The sequence below is a fragment of the Jannaschia marina genome, assembly GCF_013404595.1.
GTDB classification, from domain to species: domain Bacteria; phylum Pseudomonadota; class Alphaproteobacteria; order Rhodobacterales; family Rhodobacteraceae; genus Jannaschia; species Jannaschia marina.
On record NZ_JABVAX010000007.1, the window covers coordinates 141,803 to 159,630 of the forward strand.

The 17,828-nt window shown below is 68.2% G+C and carries 18 protein-coding genes; 8 read left to right on the plus strand and 10 right to left on the minus strand.

All coding sequences use genetic code 11. The annotated features are described in order from the left end of the window. The first annotated feature begins 3 nt into the window (after positions 1 to 3). The 6 genes from HSX43_RS13250 (at position 4) to dtd (ending at position 4,947) form a co-directional block, all read left to right on the plus strand. Positions 4 to 651 carry a hypothetical protein gene (locus HSX43_RS13250; protein WP_179380621.1) on the plus strand — a complete coding sequence of 216 codons (648 nt, stop codon included), beginning with the start codon at positions 4 to 6 and terminating at the stop codon, positions 649 to 651. Between the two features lie 13 nt (positions 652 to 664). Further along, complete coding sequence (locus HSX43_RS13255; protein ID WP_179380622.1) at positions 665 to 1,786, plus strand: SPFH domain-containing protein; 1,122 nt, start codon at positions 665 to 667, stop codon at positions 1,784 to 1,786. A gap of 91 nt (positions 1,787 to 1,877) precedes the next feature. Further along, complete coding sequence (locus HSX43_RS13260) at positions 1,878 to 2,411, plus strand: cytochrome b/b6 domain-containing protein (RefSeq protein ID WP_328795368.1); 534 nt, start codon at positions 1,878 to 1,880, stop codon at positions 2,409 to 2,411. Then, positions 2,408 to 3,529 (plus strand): primosomal protein N' (replication factor Y) - superfamily II helicase, encoded by a 1,122-nt coding sequence (locus tag HSX43_RS13265; protein WP_407929380.1) that lies wholly within the window; start codon positions 2,408 to 2,410, stop codon positions 3,527 to 3,529. The genes HSX43_RS13260 and HSX43_RS13265 overlap by 4 nt, the downstream gene beginning before the upstream one ends. An 85-nt stretch (positions 3,530 to 3,614) precedes the next feature. Beyond that, positions 3,615 to 4,499, plus strand: coding sequence for a carbohydrate kinase family protein (locus tag HSX43_RS13270; protein ID WP_179380623.1), 885 nt, complete (start codon positions 3,615 to 3,617; stop codon positions 4,497 to 4,499). Positions 4,500 to 4,509: 10 nt separating this feature from the next. Continuing rightward, the gene (dtd, locus tag HSX43_RS13275) at positions 4,510 to 4,947 is read left to right on the plus strand and encodes a D-aminoacyl-tRNA deacylase (protein ID WP_179380624.1); all 438 of its coding nucleotides are present in this window, start codon (positions 4,510 to 4,512) and stop codon (positions 4,945 to 4,947) included. Between the two features lie 30 nt (positions 4,948 to 4,977). Here the strand turns inward: dtd and HSX43_RS13280 are convergent, their stop codons facing one another. The 6 genes from HSX43_RS13280 to otnK are packed head-to-tail and all read right to left on the minus strand — an operon-like array spanning position 4,978 to position 10,152. Continuing rightward, positions 4,978 to 6,507 carry a polyamine aminopropyltransferase gene (locus HSX43_RS13280; protein WP_179380625.1) on the minus strand — a complete coding sequence of 510 codons (1,530 nt, stop codon included), beginning with the start codon at positions 6,505 to 6,507 and terminating at the stop codon, positions 4,978 to 4,980. Further along, positions 6,504 to 6,731 (minus strand): DUF350 domain-containing protein, encoded by a 228-nt coding sequence (locus tag HSX43_RS13285; protein WP_179380626.1) that lies wholly within the window; start codon positions 6,729 to 6,731, stop codon positions 6,504 to 6,506. The genes HSX43_RS13280 and HSX43_RS13285 overlap by 4 nt, the downstream gene beginning before the upstream one ends. 34 nt (positions 6,732 to 6,765) lie before the next feature. Further along, entirely contained in the window at positions 6,766 to 6,930 is a 165-nt protein-coding gene (locus tag HSX43_RS13290) for a hypothetical protein (RefSeq protein ID WP_179380627.1), read from the minus strand. Positions 6,931 to 6,958: 28 nt separating this feature from the next. Next, a complete protein-coding gene (locus tag HSX43_RS13295; protein WP_179380628.1) occupies positions 6,959 to 8,230 on the minus strand; it encodes a DUF4178 domain-containing protein in 1,272 nt (423 codons plus the stop codon). Beyond that, positions 8,227 to 8,823, minus strand: a complete 597-nt coding sequence (locus tag HSX43_RS13300) for a DUF4178 domain-containing protein (RefSeq protein WP_179380629.1) — start codon at positions 8,821 to 8,823, stop codon at positions 8,227 to 8,229. The genes HSX43_RS13295 and HSX43_RS13300 overlap by 4 nt, the downstream gene beginning before the upstream one ends. 60 nt (positions 8,824 to 8,883) lie before the next feature. Beyond that, complete coding sequence (otnK, locus tag HSX43_RS13305; protein ID WP_179380630.1) at positions 8,884 to 10,152, minus strand: 3-oxo-tetronate kinase; 1,269 nt, start codon at positions 10,150 to 10,152, stop codon at positions 8,884 to 8,886. Between the two features lie 181 nt (positions 10,153 to 10,333). Between otnK and HSX43_RS13310 the strand changes: the two genes are divergently transcribed. Next, positions 10,334 to 11,704 (plus strand): aminotransferase, encoded by a 1,371-nt coding sequence (locus HSX43_RS13310; protein ID WP_179380631.1) that lies wholly within the window; start codon positions 10,334 to 10,336, stop codon positions 11,702 to 11,704. Positions 11,705 to 11,798: 94 nt separating this feature from the next. Continuing rightward, a complete protein-coding gene (locus tag HSX43_RS13315; RefSeq protein ID WP_179380632.1) occupies positions 11,799 to 13,043 on the plus strand; it encodes an ABC transporter substrate-binding protein in 1,245 nt (414 codons plus the stop codon). 33 nt (positions 13,044 to 13,076) lie between these two features. Here the strand turns inward: HSX43_RS13315 and phaR are convergent, their stop codons facing one another. The 4 genes from phaR to HSX43_RS13335 form a co-directional block, all read right to left on the minus strand. Continuing rightward, entirely contained in the window at positions 13,077 to 13,646 is a 570-nt protein-coding gene (gene phaR / locus HSX43_RS13320) for a polyhydroxyalkanoate synthesis repressor PhaR (RefSeq protein WP_179380633.1), read from the minus strand. Positions 13,647 to 13,758: 112 nt separating this feature from the next. Further along, entirely contained in the window at positions 13,759 to 14,205 is a 447-nt protein-coding gene (locus tag HSX43_RS13325; protein WP_179380634.1) for a Phasin, read from the minus strand. 225 nt (positions 14,206 to 14,430) lie between these two features. Continuing rightward, on the minus strand, positions 14,431 to 15,837 hold the full coding sequence (locus tag HSX43_RS13330) for a peroxidase family protein (protein ID WP_179380635.1): 1,407 nt from the start codon (positions 15,835 to 15,837) through the stop codon (positions 14,431 to 14,433). A 93-nt stretch (positions 15,838 to 15,930) separates the two neighbouring features. Continuing rightward, positions 15,931 to 17,766 (minus strand): PHA/PHB synthase family protein, encoded by a 1,836-nt coding sequence (locus HSX43_RS13335; protein WP_179380636.1) that lies wholly within the window; start codon positions 17,764 to 17,766, stop codon positions 15,931 to 15,933. Positions 17,767 to 17,828: the final 62 nt, after the last annotated feature.

Below are 17,828 nucleotides of genomic sequence, written 5' to 3' on the forward strand. Positions count from 1 at the left end.
TGTATGGGCCTTTGGGACAAAGCGCGGGGTCTCCTTGGTGGCGACCGGACCGCGCAGGCCTGGCTTCGACAGGTCTCGGGTCGGGCGCTTGTCTGTTCCGATCACGGCACGCTTTCCTTTCCGGATGGCCGGCTGAGTGCGGGCGACGCGAGCGACGGGCGCGGCAAGCTTCTGCGGGATGGTCCCGCCGGGACCGCCGAGGCCCGCGTCCTGACGGCGACGGATCGCAGCCATCCAAACGACGCGGGGGCGAACAGTCTTCTGTGGCTCGAAGTGAGCGGCACCCGCCCGGTCGCGACCGGGCGCAGGCTCGGCTTCGGCACGGATGTCGCCACGCTCGCGCTGACCGACGGCTACGGGGCGGATGCCTTCCGGGCGTTCAGCGCCCGCCTCCGGGAGACCGGGCCGGGCGACAGTTTCGACTGGCTCGAGCCGCAGATCACGGCGACGTCCAATTTCGCCAAGTGGACCGGCATCCCCGGGACCGATGCGCGCCTCTTTCTCTTTACCACCCGCGCCGACGGCGGATACGAGGCCGTCTGGCTGCTGGACAAGGATGGGGGCCTGTCGGGTATCCTCATCGACATCATGGGTCGCACGGGCGACCTTAAGTACCTAGATAAGTTGTTGCCCGCCGCGACGCCCGCCTGACCCAGGAGCCGACATGCCCATCATGGATTTCATCAAAGGCCAGTTCATCGACGTCATCGAATGGACGGACGATACCCGCGACACGCTGGTCTATCGCTTCGAGCGGCACGGCCACGAGATCAAGTACGGCGCGAAGCTCACGGTGCGCGAGGGGCAGGCCGCGGTCTTCATCCACGAGGGTCAGCTCGCCGACGTCTTCATGCCCGGTCTCTACATGCTCGAGACCAACAACATGCCGATCATGACGACGCTGCAGCACTGGGACCACGGCTTCAAGTCGCCCTTCAAGTCCGAGATCTACTTCGTCTCCACGACGCGGATGACCGACCTGAAATGGGGCACGAAGAACCCGATCACGCTGCGCGACCCCGAGTTCGGCCCCGTCCGCCTGCGGGCCTTCGGCACCTACACGATCAAGGTCTCCGATCCCGGCCTCTTCCTGACCGAGATCGTGGGCACCGACGGCGAGTTCACCCGCGACGAGATCCAGTTCCAGATCCGCAACATGATCGTGCAGGCCGCCTCCCGCGCCCTCGCCGGATCGCGCATCCCCGTACTCGACATGGCGGCCAACACCGACGACCTCGGAAAGATCGTGGCAGAGCAGATCTCGGGCACGACCGCCGAATACGGCCTCGTCGTGCCGGAGCTCTACATCGAGAACATCTCGCTGCCGCCCGCAGTGGAGGAGGCGCTCGACAAGCGCACCTCCATGGGCGTGCTGGGCGATCTGTCGAAGTATCAGCAATATGCCACCGCCGAGGCGATGCAGGATGCCGCCACCACGCCGAATTCCGGCATGGGCGCGGGCCTCGGCATGGGGATGGGCATGGGCATGGCCAATTCCATGGCCCAGACCGGCCCCTGGGGCGGACAGCCCTACGGTCAGCGCCCCAAGGCCGCCGCCGCGCCGCCCCCGCCGCCCGTCGAACACGTCTGGCACGTCGCCGAGGGCGGGCAGACCAAGGGGCCCTTCTCCAAGGCGCGCCTCGGGCGCATGGTCACGGACGGCGAGGTCACGCGTGAAACCTATGTCTGGACGCAAGGCCAGGATGGCTGGATGAAGGCGGAGGACGTCGCCGAACTCGCGCAGCTCTTCACGGTGATGCCGCCCCCGCCTCCGCCGGGCATCTGAGGCGGAGCGACGCGGCGATGCACGTGCGCCACCCTCTTCCTGCTGCAAGTCCTCCGGGGAGTGCGAGGGGCCGGCCCCTCGCCACCCGACCGTGACGATCCCGCGCCGTACCTGGCTCAAGGCGCTCCACTGGACGATGGTGCCTTTCTTCATCTGGTTCCTCCTCGTCACGCCGCCCGACGTCGCCCGCTGGGGCAGCGTCTGGATCAAGCTGCATTCGATCTTCGGGCTGATCTTCGTCGCCGGCTGCCTGATCTGGACGATCTCGCTCGTCCGGCAGGGTCTCGCCTCGCGCCCCGGGCCCAAGCTTCGGGGGTTGGCCCGCCGCATCCACCGACCGCTGCACCTGACGATCATCTGGGGCCTCTTCGGCGTGGCGCTCACGGGGTTCCTTCTGGGTCTGACGGCGAGCCGTATCCTCTTCGCCGGAACGATCCTGCCCATCGCCCCGCCCATGGGCCTGCCAGAGGCGAACCAGTGGGTCGGCACGCTGCACACCGTCGAGTTCTACATCCTTGGCGGGATCGTCGCCTTTCACGCCGCCTATCATGTCTGGCGCCATTACCATCTGCGGGACAACGCCCTCCGCATCATGGCTCCGAAATTCCTCCAGAGGTTTTTGTGAAAGTTCCCTCCGTCCCCCTGCCCGAGCCGGATCGCCCGCCCGAAGTCCCGAAGACCGAGGAACACCGATTCCCCTGCGATGCCTGCGGCGGCGATATGCGCTTCGACCCCGGCCGCGACGCGATGACCTGCGATCACTGCGGCAACGTCACGGCACTCGGCGCGGGCGACGGCGGGACGATTCGGGAAATCGCGATCGAGAAGGGCCTCGACGCGGGCGGCGCGCTCGAGGAGGAGACGAAGGTTCTCGACTGCCCCAACTGCGGCGCGCAGGTGGAGTTCGACCCGGCGATCCACGCCGCCGAATGCCCCTTCTGCGCCACGCCCGTCGTCACCGGCACGGGCACGAACCGCCACATCAAGCCCGCCGCCGTCGTGCCCTTCGACCTGCAGGAGGCGGCCGCCCACAAGGCGATGGACGACTGGCTGGGCAACCTCTGGTTCGCACCCTCGGGCCTGCAGAAATACGCGCGCAAGGGCCAGAAGATGGCGGGCATCTACGTGCCCTTCTGGACCTTCGACGCCGACACCGAGAGCAGCTACTCTGGCCAGCGCGGCGACATCTACTACGAGACGCAGACCGTCATGCGCGATGGCAAGCGGACGCGCGTGCAGGTGGCGAAGGTGCGCTGGACGCCGCGCTCAGGGCGGGTCCGGCGGTTTTTCGACGACGTGGTCGTGCTGGCCTCCACATCGCTGCCGAAGTCGCACACAGACGCGCTGGAGCCTTGGGATCTCTCGGCCCTCGCCCCCTACGCGCCGCAATATCTTGCCGGTTTCCGCGCCGAGGCCTACCGCGTCGACCTGGAGGCCGGCCTCACCGAGGCGCGGGCGCGGATGGATGCCGTCATCGCCCGGGACGTGCGCATGGACATCGGCGGCGATCAGCAGCGGATCACGCGGATCGACACGCGCCTGTCGGACGTCACCTTCAAGCATGTGCTGCTCCCGGTCTGGGTCGCCGCCTACAAGTACCGGGGCGAAAGCTACCGCTTCGTCGTCAACGGCCAGACCGGTCGGGTGCAGGGCGAACGTCCCTACTCCAAGATAAAGATCGCGCTCGCCCTGCTCGCCCTCCTGATCGTCGTCGGGATCGCGGCCGCGCTCTACGGCGGATGAGCGGCACAGAATTTTACGCGCGAAAGGTTTTGCTTGGCGTGCCCGACGGCCCGCGCTACCACGCGGCAACCATGGGAGAGACGCGATGATCCTCTGCGCCGGCGAGGCCCTGATCGACATGCTGCCGCGCGAGACGGCCGATGGACCGGGCTTCTACCCCGCGACCGGCGGGGCGGTGTTCAACACGGCGATCGCGCTCGGGCGGCTCGGGGCGCCGGTGGCCTTCCACAGCGGCCTCTCCTCCGATCTCTTCGGTCAGCAGCTGACCGCCGCGCTCTCCGCGGCGGATGTCGTCGACCGCACGGCCGTGAGCGACCGGCCGACGACACTCGCCTTCGTCACCCTGACCGACGGTCACGCCGAATACGCCTTCTACGACGAGGGCACGGCCGGCCGGATGCTCACCGACGGCGACGCACCGGACATGACCGGGGTCGAGGCGCTCTTCCTCGGTGGCATCAGCCTTGCGGTCGAACCCTGTGCCGCCGCCTACGAGGCGCTGGCCCTCGCCCATGCCGGCCTGCCGATCATGCTCGATCCGAACATCCGGCCGGGCTTCATCCGCGATGAAACCCGTTTCCGTGCCCGCCTCGCCCGTCTCTTCGCGGTGGCCGATATCGTGAAGCTGTCGGACGAGGACCTCGCGTGGCTCGGCCAGACCGAGGCCGAGGTGCTCGCTGCCGGGCCGCGTGTGATCTGCCTGACGGAAGGCGCGCGGGGCGTGCGGGCACTCACCGCGGCGGGCGAGGTGCGGGTGCCGGCGCGATCGGTCGAGGTGGTCGATACGGTCGGCGCAGGCGACACGTTCAACGCGGGGCTGCTGGCCGGGCTGCAAGGGGCGGGAGCGCTGCGCGCGGGCACGGCCCCGACGGAAGGCGACCTGCGCGATGCGCTCGCACTCGGCGTCGCCGCGGCCGCGATCACCGTGAGCCGCGCCGGGGCGAACCCGCCCTGGGCGCACGAATTGTGAGCTCGCCGCGATGAAGGCCGTCGTCCAGCGTGTCTCCGAAGCCCGGGTCGAGGTCGCGGGCGAAGTCGTCGGACGTTGCGGTCCGGGCCTCCTCGTTCTCGTCTGCGCCATGCGCGGCGACGGCGAGGCGAATGCGGAGGCCCTGGCCACCCGCATCGCGAAGCTGCGTATCTTCCGCGACGACGCGGGGCGCATGAACCGCTCGGTCCACGACACCGGCGGCGAGGCCCTCGTCGTCAGCCAGTTCACGCTCGCGGCCGACACAACCTCCGGCAACCGCCCCGGTTTCTCCGCCGCCGCCGGCCCCGATGACGGCGAACGTCTCTACCTGCATTTCGTGGAGGCCCTGCGCGCCGCCGGGGTCCCGGTCGAGACCGGGCGGTTCGGCGCGGATATGGCGGTGCATCTGGTGAACGACGGTCCCGTGACGATCCCGATGGAGCGGTGAGAAGACTTTTCGCGGGAAAAGTCTTCGCGCCTAGCGGAACCAGGCGGTCCAGCCGGCCTCGTAGGCGCGGGGCAGCGGGTGGGTCGAGAGCGTGTTCGGCGGCACATCGCGCGGCCCCGTCCCCGCGTCGAAGACCTGCGCCGCAGCGTAGGACCCGGGTGTGAGCACCTCGAGCCCTTCCGGCAGAGGTGCCGCGCGCGAGACCATACCCTCCGGTCGCCCCGTCACGAAGCCCCAGAGGCCGAAGCTCGGCACGTAGGAATGGTAAGCGGTGAACAACCATTCCTGTCCGACGGTCTCGGCCACGATCCAGAAGGCTTCGGTCGCGAACATCGGCGAGCCGGCCTGGGTCACCATCACGCCCTGCGCCGACAGGCGACGCTTCAGAAGCCGCATGAACTCCACGCTGTAGAGTTTTGAAAGCGAGAGGTTTTTGGGGTCGGGCAGATCGAGGATGGCAACGTCGTAGGCATCCGTCCCGTCCCGCACCCAGGCGAAGGCATCCGCGTTCACCACCTCCACCCGCGCATCGCGCAGGGAACCATCGTTGAGCGCGGCGAGGTCGTCGCGGTCACGGAAGAGCGCCGTGACCGCCGGGTCCAGATCGACGAGCGTCACCGCCTCCACGTCGTCCCAGCGCAGCACCTCGCGCACGGCCATGCCGTCGCCCCCGCCGAGAACGAGCACGCGCGCGCGGCGCGGGGCCTGGGCCATGGCGGGATGGACGAGGAACTCGTGGTAGCGCGCCTCGTCCACGGTATCGAACTGGATCGCCCCGTCGAGGTAGAGGCGCGTGCGATCGCGAAAGCGGGTGACCGTGATCTGCTGATAGGTCGAGCGCGTGTCGAGGACGATCTCGTCATCGTAGAGCGCCGCGTTCATCGCTCCCGCGATGGGGCTCGACCAGAGGAGGGCACCGCCAACGAGGGCCGTGGCGAGGCCCCAGGCGGCCATCGTGCCGTACCCGAGCTGCGCGCGAAAGAGCCAGAGCGTACCCCCGGCGACGGCAAGGTTCAGAAGCCCGAAGGCGAGGCCCGCGGCGATGAGCCCCAGGTGCGGCACGATCAGCACCGGGAAGGCCAGCGCGGCGAGGAGCGAGCCAAGGTAGTCGAAGGAGAGCACGTTCTCGAACCGGAAGCGGCCCGCGCCGATGCCGGCGAGGATGCGCGCGAGAAGCGGGATCTCCATGCCCGACAGCGCGCCGATGACGAAAAGCGAGCCGTAGAGCGGCAGCGCCACGGCTTCGGTCAGGGCATAGGCGGCGAAGGTCAGGAGCGCGGCGAACCCGCCGATGAGGCCGAGGCCGATCTGCGCGCGCACGAAGCCCGTGACCGCATCCGAGACGTAGCGCGACAGGAATGCGCCCACGCCCATGGCCGAAAGGAAGATGCCGATCACGAAACTGAACTGCCGGACGGTATCGCCCAGGAGGTAGGACGAGACGGTCGCCGCGATCAGCTCGTAGATGAGGCCGGCCACGGCGACTACGAGGGTCGTCACCAGGAGCCAGACCTGCGTCGCGCGGGGGGCACCGCTCCGCCCCGCCGGGCGCGCGCTCACGAGGTCTGGAGAATGGCCGCGATGATGATCGCCAGCGCGAGGAAGAGCGCCCCCATCACGATCGCGACGGCGGTGTTCTGATCCTCCTCGAGCTCCTTGCGCAGCGAGAAGGGCGTGAAGAGCTCGATGAGCCACCAGCAGGCCAGAAGAAGCGCGAGGCCGAAGAAGGTGTAGAAGATCGTCGAGACGATCTCGGAGAAGAGGATGCCGTCGAAGGCGGTCATGGGTGTCTCCCGTGTTGTGCCCGGCGGGCGGTGTTCATTTGACGCGCAGGCGTCCGGTGTTGCCGACGCCGACGGAGCTGCGACGGACGGAGGTGCCGCGCGCCACGGCGGCGGCCCCGACGTCGCGGCTGACGGCGACGCCGACGCTGGCGAAGCTGGCCCAGCCCGCGCCGAACAGGAGCGCGAGCGAAGCAGCCATTATGAAGATGCGTCCAAGTCCCATCGCGTCAGTCCTCCGAATGCCAGTCAGAGCCCTTCCACCGCCCGGCGCGGCGGGACAGGCCGAAGAAGGGAATGGCGATGGCGACCACCGCGAAGAGCAAGGCGACCGCCCAGAGCCAGAAGGAGTTGCGCCGCCCCTCTTCGAAGGTGATGCGCAAATTCGCCGGGTGGGTCGCGCTTTCGTCGCGGGTCACGGCGACGGTGTAGTCACCGGTCGCTTCCGGCACGAAGTTGAGACTCTGCCGGCGGCTGCCCTCGGACCAGGCATCGTCGCCGGAGCCGCCCGAGTAGTAGCTGATCTCGCGATAGGTGTCGGCCAGTACCTTTCCGTCGGGGCCGGTCATCTTCACCTCGTAGCCGGCGAAGGCATTGTTGAGGCTCTGCCGCAGCACCAGACTGGCCGGCTTCGACGTGTCCGTGACGGTGAAGCCCAGCTCAGAGGGGATCTCGGTCGGTGCGCCCGAATAGAGACGCGTCGGCCCCGGCTGGATCGCGAGGACCACGAAGGCCAGGATCACGGAGACGACAGAAAGGCCGGCGAACCAGGCGATCATGAACGGGCCAAACGTGGGCCGTATGTCCTGCAACGGATGCTGCCCGTGGGGACGCGGTGCGCGGTCGACGCCGAAGGCCGCGGGTGCCTCGGGCCAGAGATGGCTGCGCTCGATCTCGCGCTCGTCACCGCCCTCGGGCATCAGGAAGTGCAGCATCCCGTCCTTCGGGTCGTCGGACATGACGCTGACCGTGGTGCCGCGCCGTCCGCGGCTCGGACGAAAGTTGAACTCGCCCTCGACGTAGTTCGTCTCCCAGTTGGTCGTGGAGTAGTAGCGGTAGCTCGTGCCCTTCCACGCGACGCGCGGGGGACTGCTGGCGCGCCTGACCTCGGTGGGCGTGAGGAACTCGCCCATCGGCCCGTCGCGCAGCTTGCGGGTGAGAACGCAGAAGCCGTCTTCCACCGTCAGCCAGGCATAGCCGTGGGTGGGCGAGAACAGCTGATGGTCGACCCAGTCCCAGTAGCGGCCCTTGTATTCCTCCTGCATGCCGAGCGTGCCGATGATGGTATAGGTCGCGCCGTCGATCTCGGCGCTCATGCCGAGGCGGAAGGGAGACGACGGCCGCTCCATCCCGTCCCAGACCTCCAGCACGCGATAGGCGTCGTTCGCGTCGAGCGCGGCTCCGCAATAGCCGCAGACCTGCGTGGTCACGCGCCCGCCGCCGAGCACCTCGAGCCCCGCGCCGCAGTTGGTGCAGTTGATGGACCGGGTCGCGTCGCTCATGCCGGACGTACCTCGAAGGGGTCGATCCATTCGCCGATGAACCAGGACGAACCGCCGTCCCAGCTTTCGCCGGAGGCGATGGCCCCGCCCGGGCCCGCGAAGTTCGCGTAGAGATGGGTGTCGCCCAGCACGATCGGCTCGGGCAATTGCCCCCGGAAGGCGACGGCTGTCGCGTTCGAGACCTCGGTGCAGGTGAAGGCGAGGCCGTTCGCCGTCAGCTCCGCGCCGACGCGGAACGCCTCGCGCCCGGCAGGGGCCGGCTCCAGCCGCCGCTGCAGCGCGACATCGCCCTCGTCGACCGACACCCAGACGAGCGCGCCGTCGAGATCACCGTGGTATTCGTCCCAATGGCCGCGTCCGTAGTCGTAGCGGACGTGGCCCGTCGCCGTGAATTGCCCCTGCGGCAGGCGCAAGGCCCGGCCTATGGAGATGAGCTCCGGCGCGTCGAGCATCTCGCCCGCCTCGCCGGCCTTTCGGAGCACATCGTCCTCGCGCACGACGGAGGAGCCGCAGAACGCGCAGTTGATCATCCGCGCGTGAGCGAAGATCTCGGGCAGGGCCGCGCCGCAGTTGGGACAGGTATGCTCGTTCATGGGGCGGAGCCTATTTGGGCCGCTGCGCGAGGTCTACCGTACGTGCGACGGCCTGTCGGATCATGCCGCGGGTGCCGCCGTGCCGGCGTCGAGCATGGCGAAGGCGTCGTCGAAGAAGGTCTCGGCCCCGAAGTTACCCGATTTCAGGGCGAGCGCCAGCCCGTCGCCGGCGAAGCACCACGGCACGCCCGGCGCGATCTCGGGCCCGATGCGCAGCCGGTCGACGTCGAGCGCGCGGGTGACCGCCCCGCTCGTCTCGCCGCCCGCCACGACGATCCGTCGGATACCGAGGCCCCGCGCATCCTGCGCGAGTTGCGCCAGCGCATCCTCCACGAGCGCCCCGGCCCGGCCGACGCCGAGCTTCTCCTGCACGGCGGCGACGGCCTTGGGCTCGGCGGTGGCATAGATGATCTTGCGCGCCGCCGGATCCTGCGCCCGCAGCCAGGCCCGCGCGTCGCCGAACCCGCCTTCGGCCAGCTCAAGTGGGTCGAGACGGTAGCCAACGGCATGGTCGAGATAGCGACCGACCTGCGCCCGCGTCATCGCCGAGCAGGACCCCGAGAGAACGATCTGCCCCGACCCCGCCTCCGGCAGGGGGCTGTCGTCGGTCGCCCCCATCGCACCCGCCGCCCGCCACAGAGCGGGCAACGGCTGCGCGATGGCCGAGCCGCCGCAGACGAGGGGCATGTCGTGGATCGCCTCGGCCAGCGTCGCGAGATCGGCATCCTCCACCGCGTCGAGGACGACGTGGCCCGAGAGCCGCTCCAGCGCGTCCCGCACCGTCTCCGCGCCCTGCCGGACCGTCGGGAACGGCACCAGGCCGGTCTGCCGCTGCACCTGCGGTGCGAGCAACCGCTCGAGGTTCGCGTCGCGCATCGGCGTGAGCGGGTGATCCTTCATCGGGCTTTCGTGCAGCGGCCGGTCGCCCACGAAGAGATTGCCCATGAAGACGCGGCGCCCGTTCTCGGGGAAGGCCGGACAATGGACCGTCCGGTCGAGCCCCATCTCCGACATCAGCGCATCCGCGACCGGACCGATGTTGCCGCGGGGCGTCGAATCGAAGGTGGAGCAATACTTCCAGAAGAGCCGCCGGGCTCCGCGCTCTCGCAGCCAGCGGCAGGCGGTGCGGGCCTCGGCCACGGCCTCCTCGGGCGGGGTCGTCCGGATCTTCAGCGCGATGACCTCGAAGGCCGTCGCCGTGGTCGCCGCGGCCGCCTCGGGCAGACCGATGCGCAGGGTGACGGGCACGCCCGCCCGCGCGAGCATCGCGGCGAGGTCGGTCGCCCCGGTGAAGTCATCGGCGATCGCGCCGAAAAACGTCGTCGTCATCTGAAATCCTCCGCCGCACGCATCTTGCCCCGCCGACCGCGCCCAGGGAACGACGGCCCCGGACCTGCGGGCCGATTGGATGCGATGTGATGCAGGAAGGCCGCGCCTCGCGGCCCGTCGTGACGGATGGACGCCGCCGCAGACCGGGCGTAACGTCGCCACGTCTTCAAGAGGTTGCCCGATGCCCGACACCAGCCTGCCGAACTCCTGGGATGCCCGCGCCAAGGCGCACAGCTTCTTCGGCTTCACCGACCTGCCGTCGATCCGCGACCGCGGGACCGTCGTGCTGACCCACGGCGACGGACCCTACGTGATCGACACCGAGGGCAACCGCTACCTCGATGCGAACTCGGGCCTCTGGAACATGATCGCGGGCTTCGATCACCCCGCGCTCACCATCGCCGCGCAGGACCAGTACGAGACCTTCCCCGGCTACCACGCCTTCTTCGGGCGGATGTCGGACCAGGCGGTGATGCTCTCCGAAAAGCTGATCGAGGTCTCGCCCTTCGAGACGGGCAAGGTGTTCTACACGAACTCCGGGTCCGAGGCGAACGACACGATGGTCAAGATGCTCTGGTTCCTGCACGCCGCCGAGGGCCGGCCGCAGGCGCGCAAGATCATCACGCGGGGGAACGCCTACCACGGGGTCACCGCCGTCTCGGCCTCGATGACGGGCAAGCCCTACAATTCCGTCTTCGGCCTGCCCCTGCCCGGCTTCCTGCATCTGACCTGCCCGCACTACTGGCGCGAGGGGCGCGACGGCGAGAGCGAGGCCGATTTCCTGGCCCGGCTCGTCACCGAGCTCGAAGAGATGATCGCGCGCGAAGGGGCCGACACCATCGCCGGCTTCTTCGCCGAACCCGTCCAGGGCGCGGGCGGGGTGATCCCGCCGGTCGCGGGCTACTTCGACGCCATCCTGCCGGTTTTGCGCGCGCACGGCATCCCCGTGATCGCGGACGAGGTCATCACCGGTTTCGGACGCACCGGCGCGCTCTGGGGGTGCGAGAGCTACGGCTTCCGGCCCGACGCCATCATCTCCTCGAAGGCGCTGACGGCCGGCTATTTCCCCATGGGTGCCATCCTCCTCGGGCCGGAGCTGTCCGATCGGCTGCAGCGGGCGACCGACGTGATCGAGGAATTTCCCCACGGCTTCACCGCCTCCGGCCATCCCGTCGGCTGCGCCATCGCGCTCAAGGCGATCGAGCTGGTGACCGAGGGCGGCCTCCTCGACAACGTGAACCGCCTGATCCCCGGGTTCGAGGCGGGGTTGGCGAAGCTGGCCGCGCACGAGCATATCGGCGAGTGGCGCGGTCGGGGCCTGATGGGGGCCCTCGAAGCGGTGCGGGACAAGGCCACGAAAACACCGTTCGAGGCGCATCTGTCGGTCTCGGAGCGGATCGCCAATACCTGCACCGACCACGGTCTGATCTGCCGACCGCTCGGCCAGTCCATCGTGCTCTGCCCGCCGTTCATCCTGACCGACGCGCAGATGGAAGAGATGTTCGACAAGCTTTCTCGCGCGCTCGATCAGGTCTTCGCGGACGTCGCCTGAACGCACCGCCGATCCCGCCTTTTGGCCGATCGCGCGGTAGACCTGCGGCGGCACGCCGCCTAGGCTCGCAGCGACGTTCGGAAGGGAGTTTTTCATGACGCGTTTTCTCACCTGTACCGCCCTTGCCCTCGCTTTCGGGACACCGGCCTTCGCCCAGTCGCCGATCTGCGGCGGCATCAGCGTCGTCGGCGAATGGGTCGGCGGCGATGAAGCCGGCTCGGACCTGACCGGTGCCGCGGCACCCTTCGACGGCGGCGGGCAGGTTCCGATCGCGGGGCATCTGGTGCGGATGTTCACGCTGTCGGCGGACACCGATGTCCGCATCGACGTGGCCGCGGTTCCGGCCGGCGACCCCTATATCTCGGTCTACGACGCTGCCGGGGCGGAGGTCGCGGCCGACGACGACTCTGGCGGAGACTTCGCGGCGCGCGTACAGACGACGCTCGGGCCGGGCACCTACTGCCTCGCCGCCCGCAGCTACGAGAGTGGCGTGACCGACGTGTCGGTGCAGATCGGAGCGGCCTCCACCTTCGACGGTGACGGGGGCACCTCTGCCCCGCAGGCCCCGGCCGCACCCGAGGTGGCACCGCCGGTCGTCGCCGCCGGTCGCGGCGCGGGCTGCTTCGAGGACGGCATGGCGAGCCTCGGCGAGGGTCTGTCGCCCGCGACGCTCGGAGCCTCGGCCACGGTAACGGCCGGGGACGCCCCGGCCCTCGGCTTCACCCTCTTGGAGAGCGCGCCGCTCTCGGTGCTGGCCGAGAGCGAGACAGGCGATCCGCTCATCCGTCTGCGTGACGAGAGTGGGGCTACCCTGGCCGAGAACGACGATTTCGACGGCCTGAACTCCCGCATCGACATGACCGCGGCGCTTGCCCCCGGGGCCTATTGCATCGAGCTCGAGGACCTGAACGGGACGGACAACTCCATCGACGTGCGGCTCGAGTCCTTCGATCCGGCCGCCGACCGCCTGCGTCGCCTCAACGCCGCCGAATTCGCGCCGACCGCCTCCGACGAGGTGCCGGTGACCGACCTCGGCACGCTCGAGACCGCGCTCCTGCAGCAAGTGCAGGCGAGCGGGGATACGACGTGGTTCACCTTTGACCTGCCGGCGGGGGGCCTGCTGCTGACCGAGGCGATCGGCGACGGGCTCGATCCGATGGTGGTGCTCTTCGACCGGGTCGGGCGGCGCGTGGGCGAGAATGACGACGGGCCCGAGGGCCTCGACAGCTTCCTCGCCTCGCGGCTCCTGCCGGGGCGCTACACGCTCGGCCTCCGGCTCATCGACGACAGCCGTGGACCGGTCCGCCTTCTGATGGAACGCTACGTTCCGGCGCAGTGACGCGCCCCGGCGCGGCGACCCCGGTCGCCGTGCCTACTTGTTCATCTTCGAGAGCATCGCCTGCATCTCGGCCAGCTGCTTGCGGATCGCGTCGAGCTCTTCCTTAGACTTGCCGTCGTCCTCGGGCGTGCCCGCGGACTTCTCCTCCGACGCGCCGGCCTCATCGGCCCAGCCGCCGGTCATGGCCTTGAAGAAGGCGGCCTGCTGCTCCTGCATGGCCTTGAAGCCGGGCATCTGCGCCATCGGGTTCATCGCGTTCATGTTCTCGACCATCTTCGACTGGCCGGAGCGCAGCATCTCGAAGCTCGACGCAAGGAAATCCGGTACCACCGATTGCGCGGCCCCGGTATAGCTGCGCACGAGGTCCGTCAGAACGCCGAGCGGCAGGACGGAGTCGCCCTTCGATTCATGCTCCGCGATGATCTGCAGGAGATAGGACCGCGTCAGGTCGTCTCCCGACTTCAGGTCGACGATCTGCACCTCGCGGCCCGCGCGGATGAAGCCCGCGATGTCCTCGAGCGTGACATAGTCACTCGTTTCCGTGTTGTAGAGCCGCCGGCTCGCGTAGCGCTTGATCAGCAGCGGCTTCGTTCCGTCCGTCATGCCCGACCTCCCCTGTTGCAGTGCAGCAGAAGCGTAGCGACCCGTTCGGAAAGCGCAAACAAAAAGGGCGGATCCCGGAGGATCCGCCCGATCTTTCGACGTAGGCTCAGCCTTACTTCGCCGTCGCCTTCTTGGCGGCGGTCGTGGCTTCGGCGGTCGCCTTCTTGACGGCGGCGGTGGCGTCTTCCTGGGCTTCCTTGCCGGCAGCCATCATCAGCTCGACCGTCTCCATCTGGACCTTCTTCGCGACTTCGGCGAAGGCAGCCATGTTCTCGGCGGCCACTTCGGCCGAGGCCGAGGCGAAGTCGGTCATCGACTTGGCGTAGTCGGTGGGCTCGTCCTTCACGGTCGTGACAGGGGCCATCTTCGAGAGGGTCTCGCGGGTCCACTTGTGCGAGATCTCGGCCGACTGCTCGGCAGCCTGCAGCGCGACCTTGGACATCTTCTCGGCGAAGACGGCCTGGGTCTTGAAAGCTTCGGTCATGGCCGAGGTATCGACGGGGAAGGCACCCATCATGTCGGTCATGTACTTGGTGTAGTCTTGCGTCTTGGTCGCCATGGTTCAGCTCCTCATGTGTTTCGTGTCGAGAGGTCCGCCCGACCATCGGGCCGGGTTCCGCCTCGGCTGATCCCCAAATACATGCTGCACTGCGGCAAATCAAGGTATTTTCTGCACTGCAGCATGAAAAATCGCGCTCACGCAGAAAAAACTGTCCTTGCGTAAATGAAAAGCGCTCCCGCATGGCGGGAACGCTTGTTTTCATGGCGTTCGAGCGTGTCGCCTCTAGGCCGCGACCTGCTCTGCCTCGCCCGTATGCAGGATCGAGTCGCTGTCACGCAGCATCAGGTTCAGGATCGTCCCGGCCACGAGCGTGCCGCCCACGGCCCCGAGTCGGCCGCCCGCGTTCTCGGCCTCCCAGAGGATGTAGAACCAGAGCGGCGTCTTCCCGGTCAGGCCGAGCGCCTCCACGTCGGGGTGCGGATCGAGCACGTCGACGCCCATCAGCGCCGCCAGTACCTCGCCCGTCGGCAGGTTGAAGGTGTGCTGCCCCCGCTGCATGTTGCGATCGGCCAGGTTGCGCAGCTTTGCGTCCTCCGCCTCCGACAGGCCGGGCATCCGCGGCACGACGTTCGTCGGCAGCGCGATCAGGTCGGCCGCGATCCTGGTGTTGATCGGCCGCGACCGCTGCGCCTGCGCCCCGAAGAAGCGGTCGAGATCGAGGTTGTGCGCCCGCGCCACCGGCGAGAACCCCGCGTTCACCGGCGAGAAGATCTCCTCCTCGGGGTGATCGTCGTTGAGGGCGTAGCTCTGCCGGATCATCGAGTGCCCGAAGCGGAAGGCCGCGGCCGCGAATTCGACCGGCATGTCGGGCGCGCACTCCCAGGCGATCGGCCCCGGCAGCGCGCCGGCCATGGCACCTTGCACGAGCGGGTCGAGCACCGACTGGTCGACCACCGCCGGCAGAAACTCGTGGAGCACACGGCGCTGGTACTCGTGGGTCAGCGCCTCGCGCGCGGCCTCGAACCGGTGTTCGGCCGTGCCCTCCTCGGCTGCCAGCAGGGTATTGTGGCGGGCGACGAACTGCCGGCCGTGGACTTGACTGATGAAGAGGTTCTCGTCGTTGCGCGGATCGCCGATCAGGGCACGGTCATTGCAGTTGCGTTGCAGGTCGAGCGGGTTGCCCTGCGTGCCGGCGGCCCAGCCGCGCCCGAAGGCGAGCCCCATGCCCTCGTCCCCCTGCCCGTAGAGCCAGGGATCGACCTCGGGCCCGGAGCCGTAGACCGAGTCGAGGTCGAACCGCGGGGTCCGGAAGTTCTCGATAACGTCCACCCGGCCGGCCGCCTGTCCGAGGGCCGTGGTCGCGTCGAGCGTCAGGTCGTGGTCGATGAACTGCCCGAAGAAGGCGGTACCGGCGTCCGCCGGGCCGTCGGTCGGGTCATCCGGCCCCTCGGCCATGCGCGCGGCCAGCTCGGACATCGCGGCCGCGTCTGGCTGGTCTTCCTGCCGGTCGAACAGCCGGCCGAAACTGCGTTGTGCGGCGACATGGTGCGCGTCGGCGCTGCCGATTTGGGCGACGGGGCGCGCGCCCATGGACTGGCTGCCCTGGGGCTCTCCGTCGCAGGCGACCTTCATGGCCATCGCCGTTCCCGACATCATGCCATGCGGAGTGGTTCGGTGTGCAGTGCTCATCGTGATCTCCTTGGTACAAAACTAACGTAACGTCAGCTTAGCCGGAGCGATGGCGCGCCCGAAGTAAGAGAAACCCGACTTGCCTCGCCCGGATCAGGCCGCGTCGGCGGGTTTCGGAAGCACGTAGGTGCCCGGTGCCGGCGCGAGTACGGGGTGATCCTTACCGCCAGGTGTGCGCGCATTGATCTTGCGGCCCGACCGCTTGCCGAGCCAGGCCTCCCAGCGCGGCCACCAGGACCCCTCGTGGAAATCGGCCGCCTCGAGCCAGGCTTCGGCCGTCTCGGCGTCGTCGGCGTCGTTCACGTAGTGGCCGTACTTGCCCTTCGACGGCGGGTTCACGATTCCGGCGATGTGCCCCGACTGCGAGAGGATGAAGGTCTTGTCGTCGGATCCGAACTTGCGCGCCGTCTGCCAGGCCCCGCGCCAATGGGCGATGTGGTCGGTCTCGCAGGCGATGTCGCAGAGCGGCACGGTCACGTCGGAGAGGGCCAGATCATCTTCGCCAAGAAGGCTGAAGCGCCCCTCGGCCAGCTCGTTGCCGACGCAGAGCTTGCGGAGGTACTGCGTCACCATCGGCCCGGGAAGGTTCGTGCCGTCGCCGTTCCAGTAGAGCAGGTCGAAGGCCGGCGGGGCCTCCCCCAGCATGTAGGATTTGATCGCCGGGCCGTAGACCAGATCGTTCGAGCGCAGATAGCTGAAGGTCCGCCCCATGAAGAACTTGTCGAGGTAGCCCTTCGCCTTCCCCTCGCGCTCGATCCCGTCGATGAAATCGTCGTCTAGGAAGACACCCATTTCGCCCGGATCCTCGAAATCCGCGAGCGTGGTGAAGAACGTGGCCGAGCGGATCGACGTATCGCCGCGCCGCGACATCAGCGCGAGCGTGGCCGAGAGCGTCGTGCCGGCGATGCAGTAGCCGATAGCGTTGACTTGCTTCTGACCGGTGATCTCCTTGGCGACGTCGATCGCGGTCAGGAAGCCCTCGTCGACGTAGTCCTCGAAGGTGGTCTCGGCGTAGTCCCCGTCCGGGTTGACCCAGCTCACGACAAAGAGCGTGTAGCCCTGGTCGACGATCCACTTGATGAGCGAGTTTTTCTCCTTGAGGTCCAGGATGTAGAACTTGTTGATCCAGGGCGGGAAGAGCACGAGCGGCACCTGATGAACCTTCTCGGTCGTGGGTGCGTATTGGATCAGTTCGAACATCCGGTTGCGAAAGACGACGCTGCCCTCGGTCGTGGCGATATTGCCGCCCACCTGAAAGGCCTCCGGGTCCGAGAGCGTCACGAGCCAGTCGCCGTGGTTCGCCTCGATATCGCGCACGAGGTTCTCGAGCCCCTTCACGAGGCTCTCGCCCTCGGTCTCGACCGCGCGCTGCATGGCTTCGGGGTTCGTCGCCAGGAAATTCGTCGGCGCGAAGAGGTCGACGATCTGCTGGCTGAAGAACTCCACCCGGCGCTTGTCGGCGCGATCGAGCCCCTCGAGATCCTTGACGGTGTCGCGGATCGCCGTCGCGCTGATCTGGTACTGTTGCTTGAGGAAGTTATAGTACGGGTGATCCTGCCAGAGCGGGTTGGCGAAGCGGCGGTCCTTGGGCTGACTGTCTGGGGCGGCGTGGGGCGTCCCCTGCACGAGCGCGGTCTGCGCCTCGACCGCGTGCTTGAGCGCCTGACCCCAGTAGCCGACCTGCCGCTCGATCATCTTGCCGGGGTTCGCCGCCATCTCGGCCCAATAGGCGGCCATGGCCTTGGCATAGAGTTCCGGCCCCGGCCCCTGGAGCCCGTGATCGGCACCGCGCTTGGAAGCGAGCGCCGCGACAAGGCGCTTCGTCAACTCGTCCATCCGCGCAAGGTTGGCGTTCAGCCGCTCGAGCGCCGCGTGGTTCGTTTCCGTATCGACACGATCCGACCCGTTCCCGTGATCGTCCTTCGACATTTCTTGCCTTCCCGTCGCAATGCTGCAACTGCTAAGTCAGTTTACCCCGTTTTTACACCGAA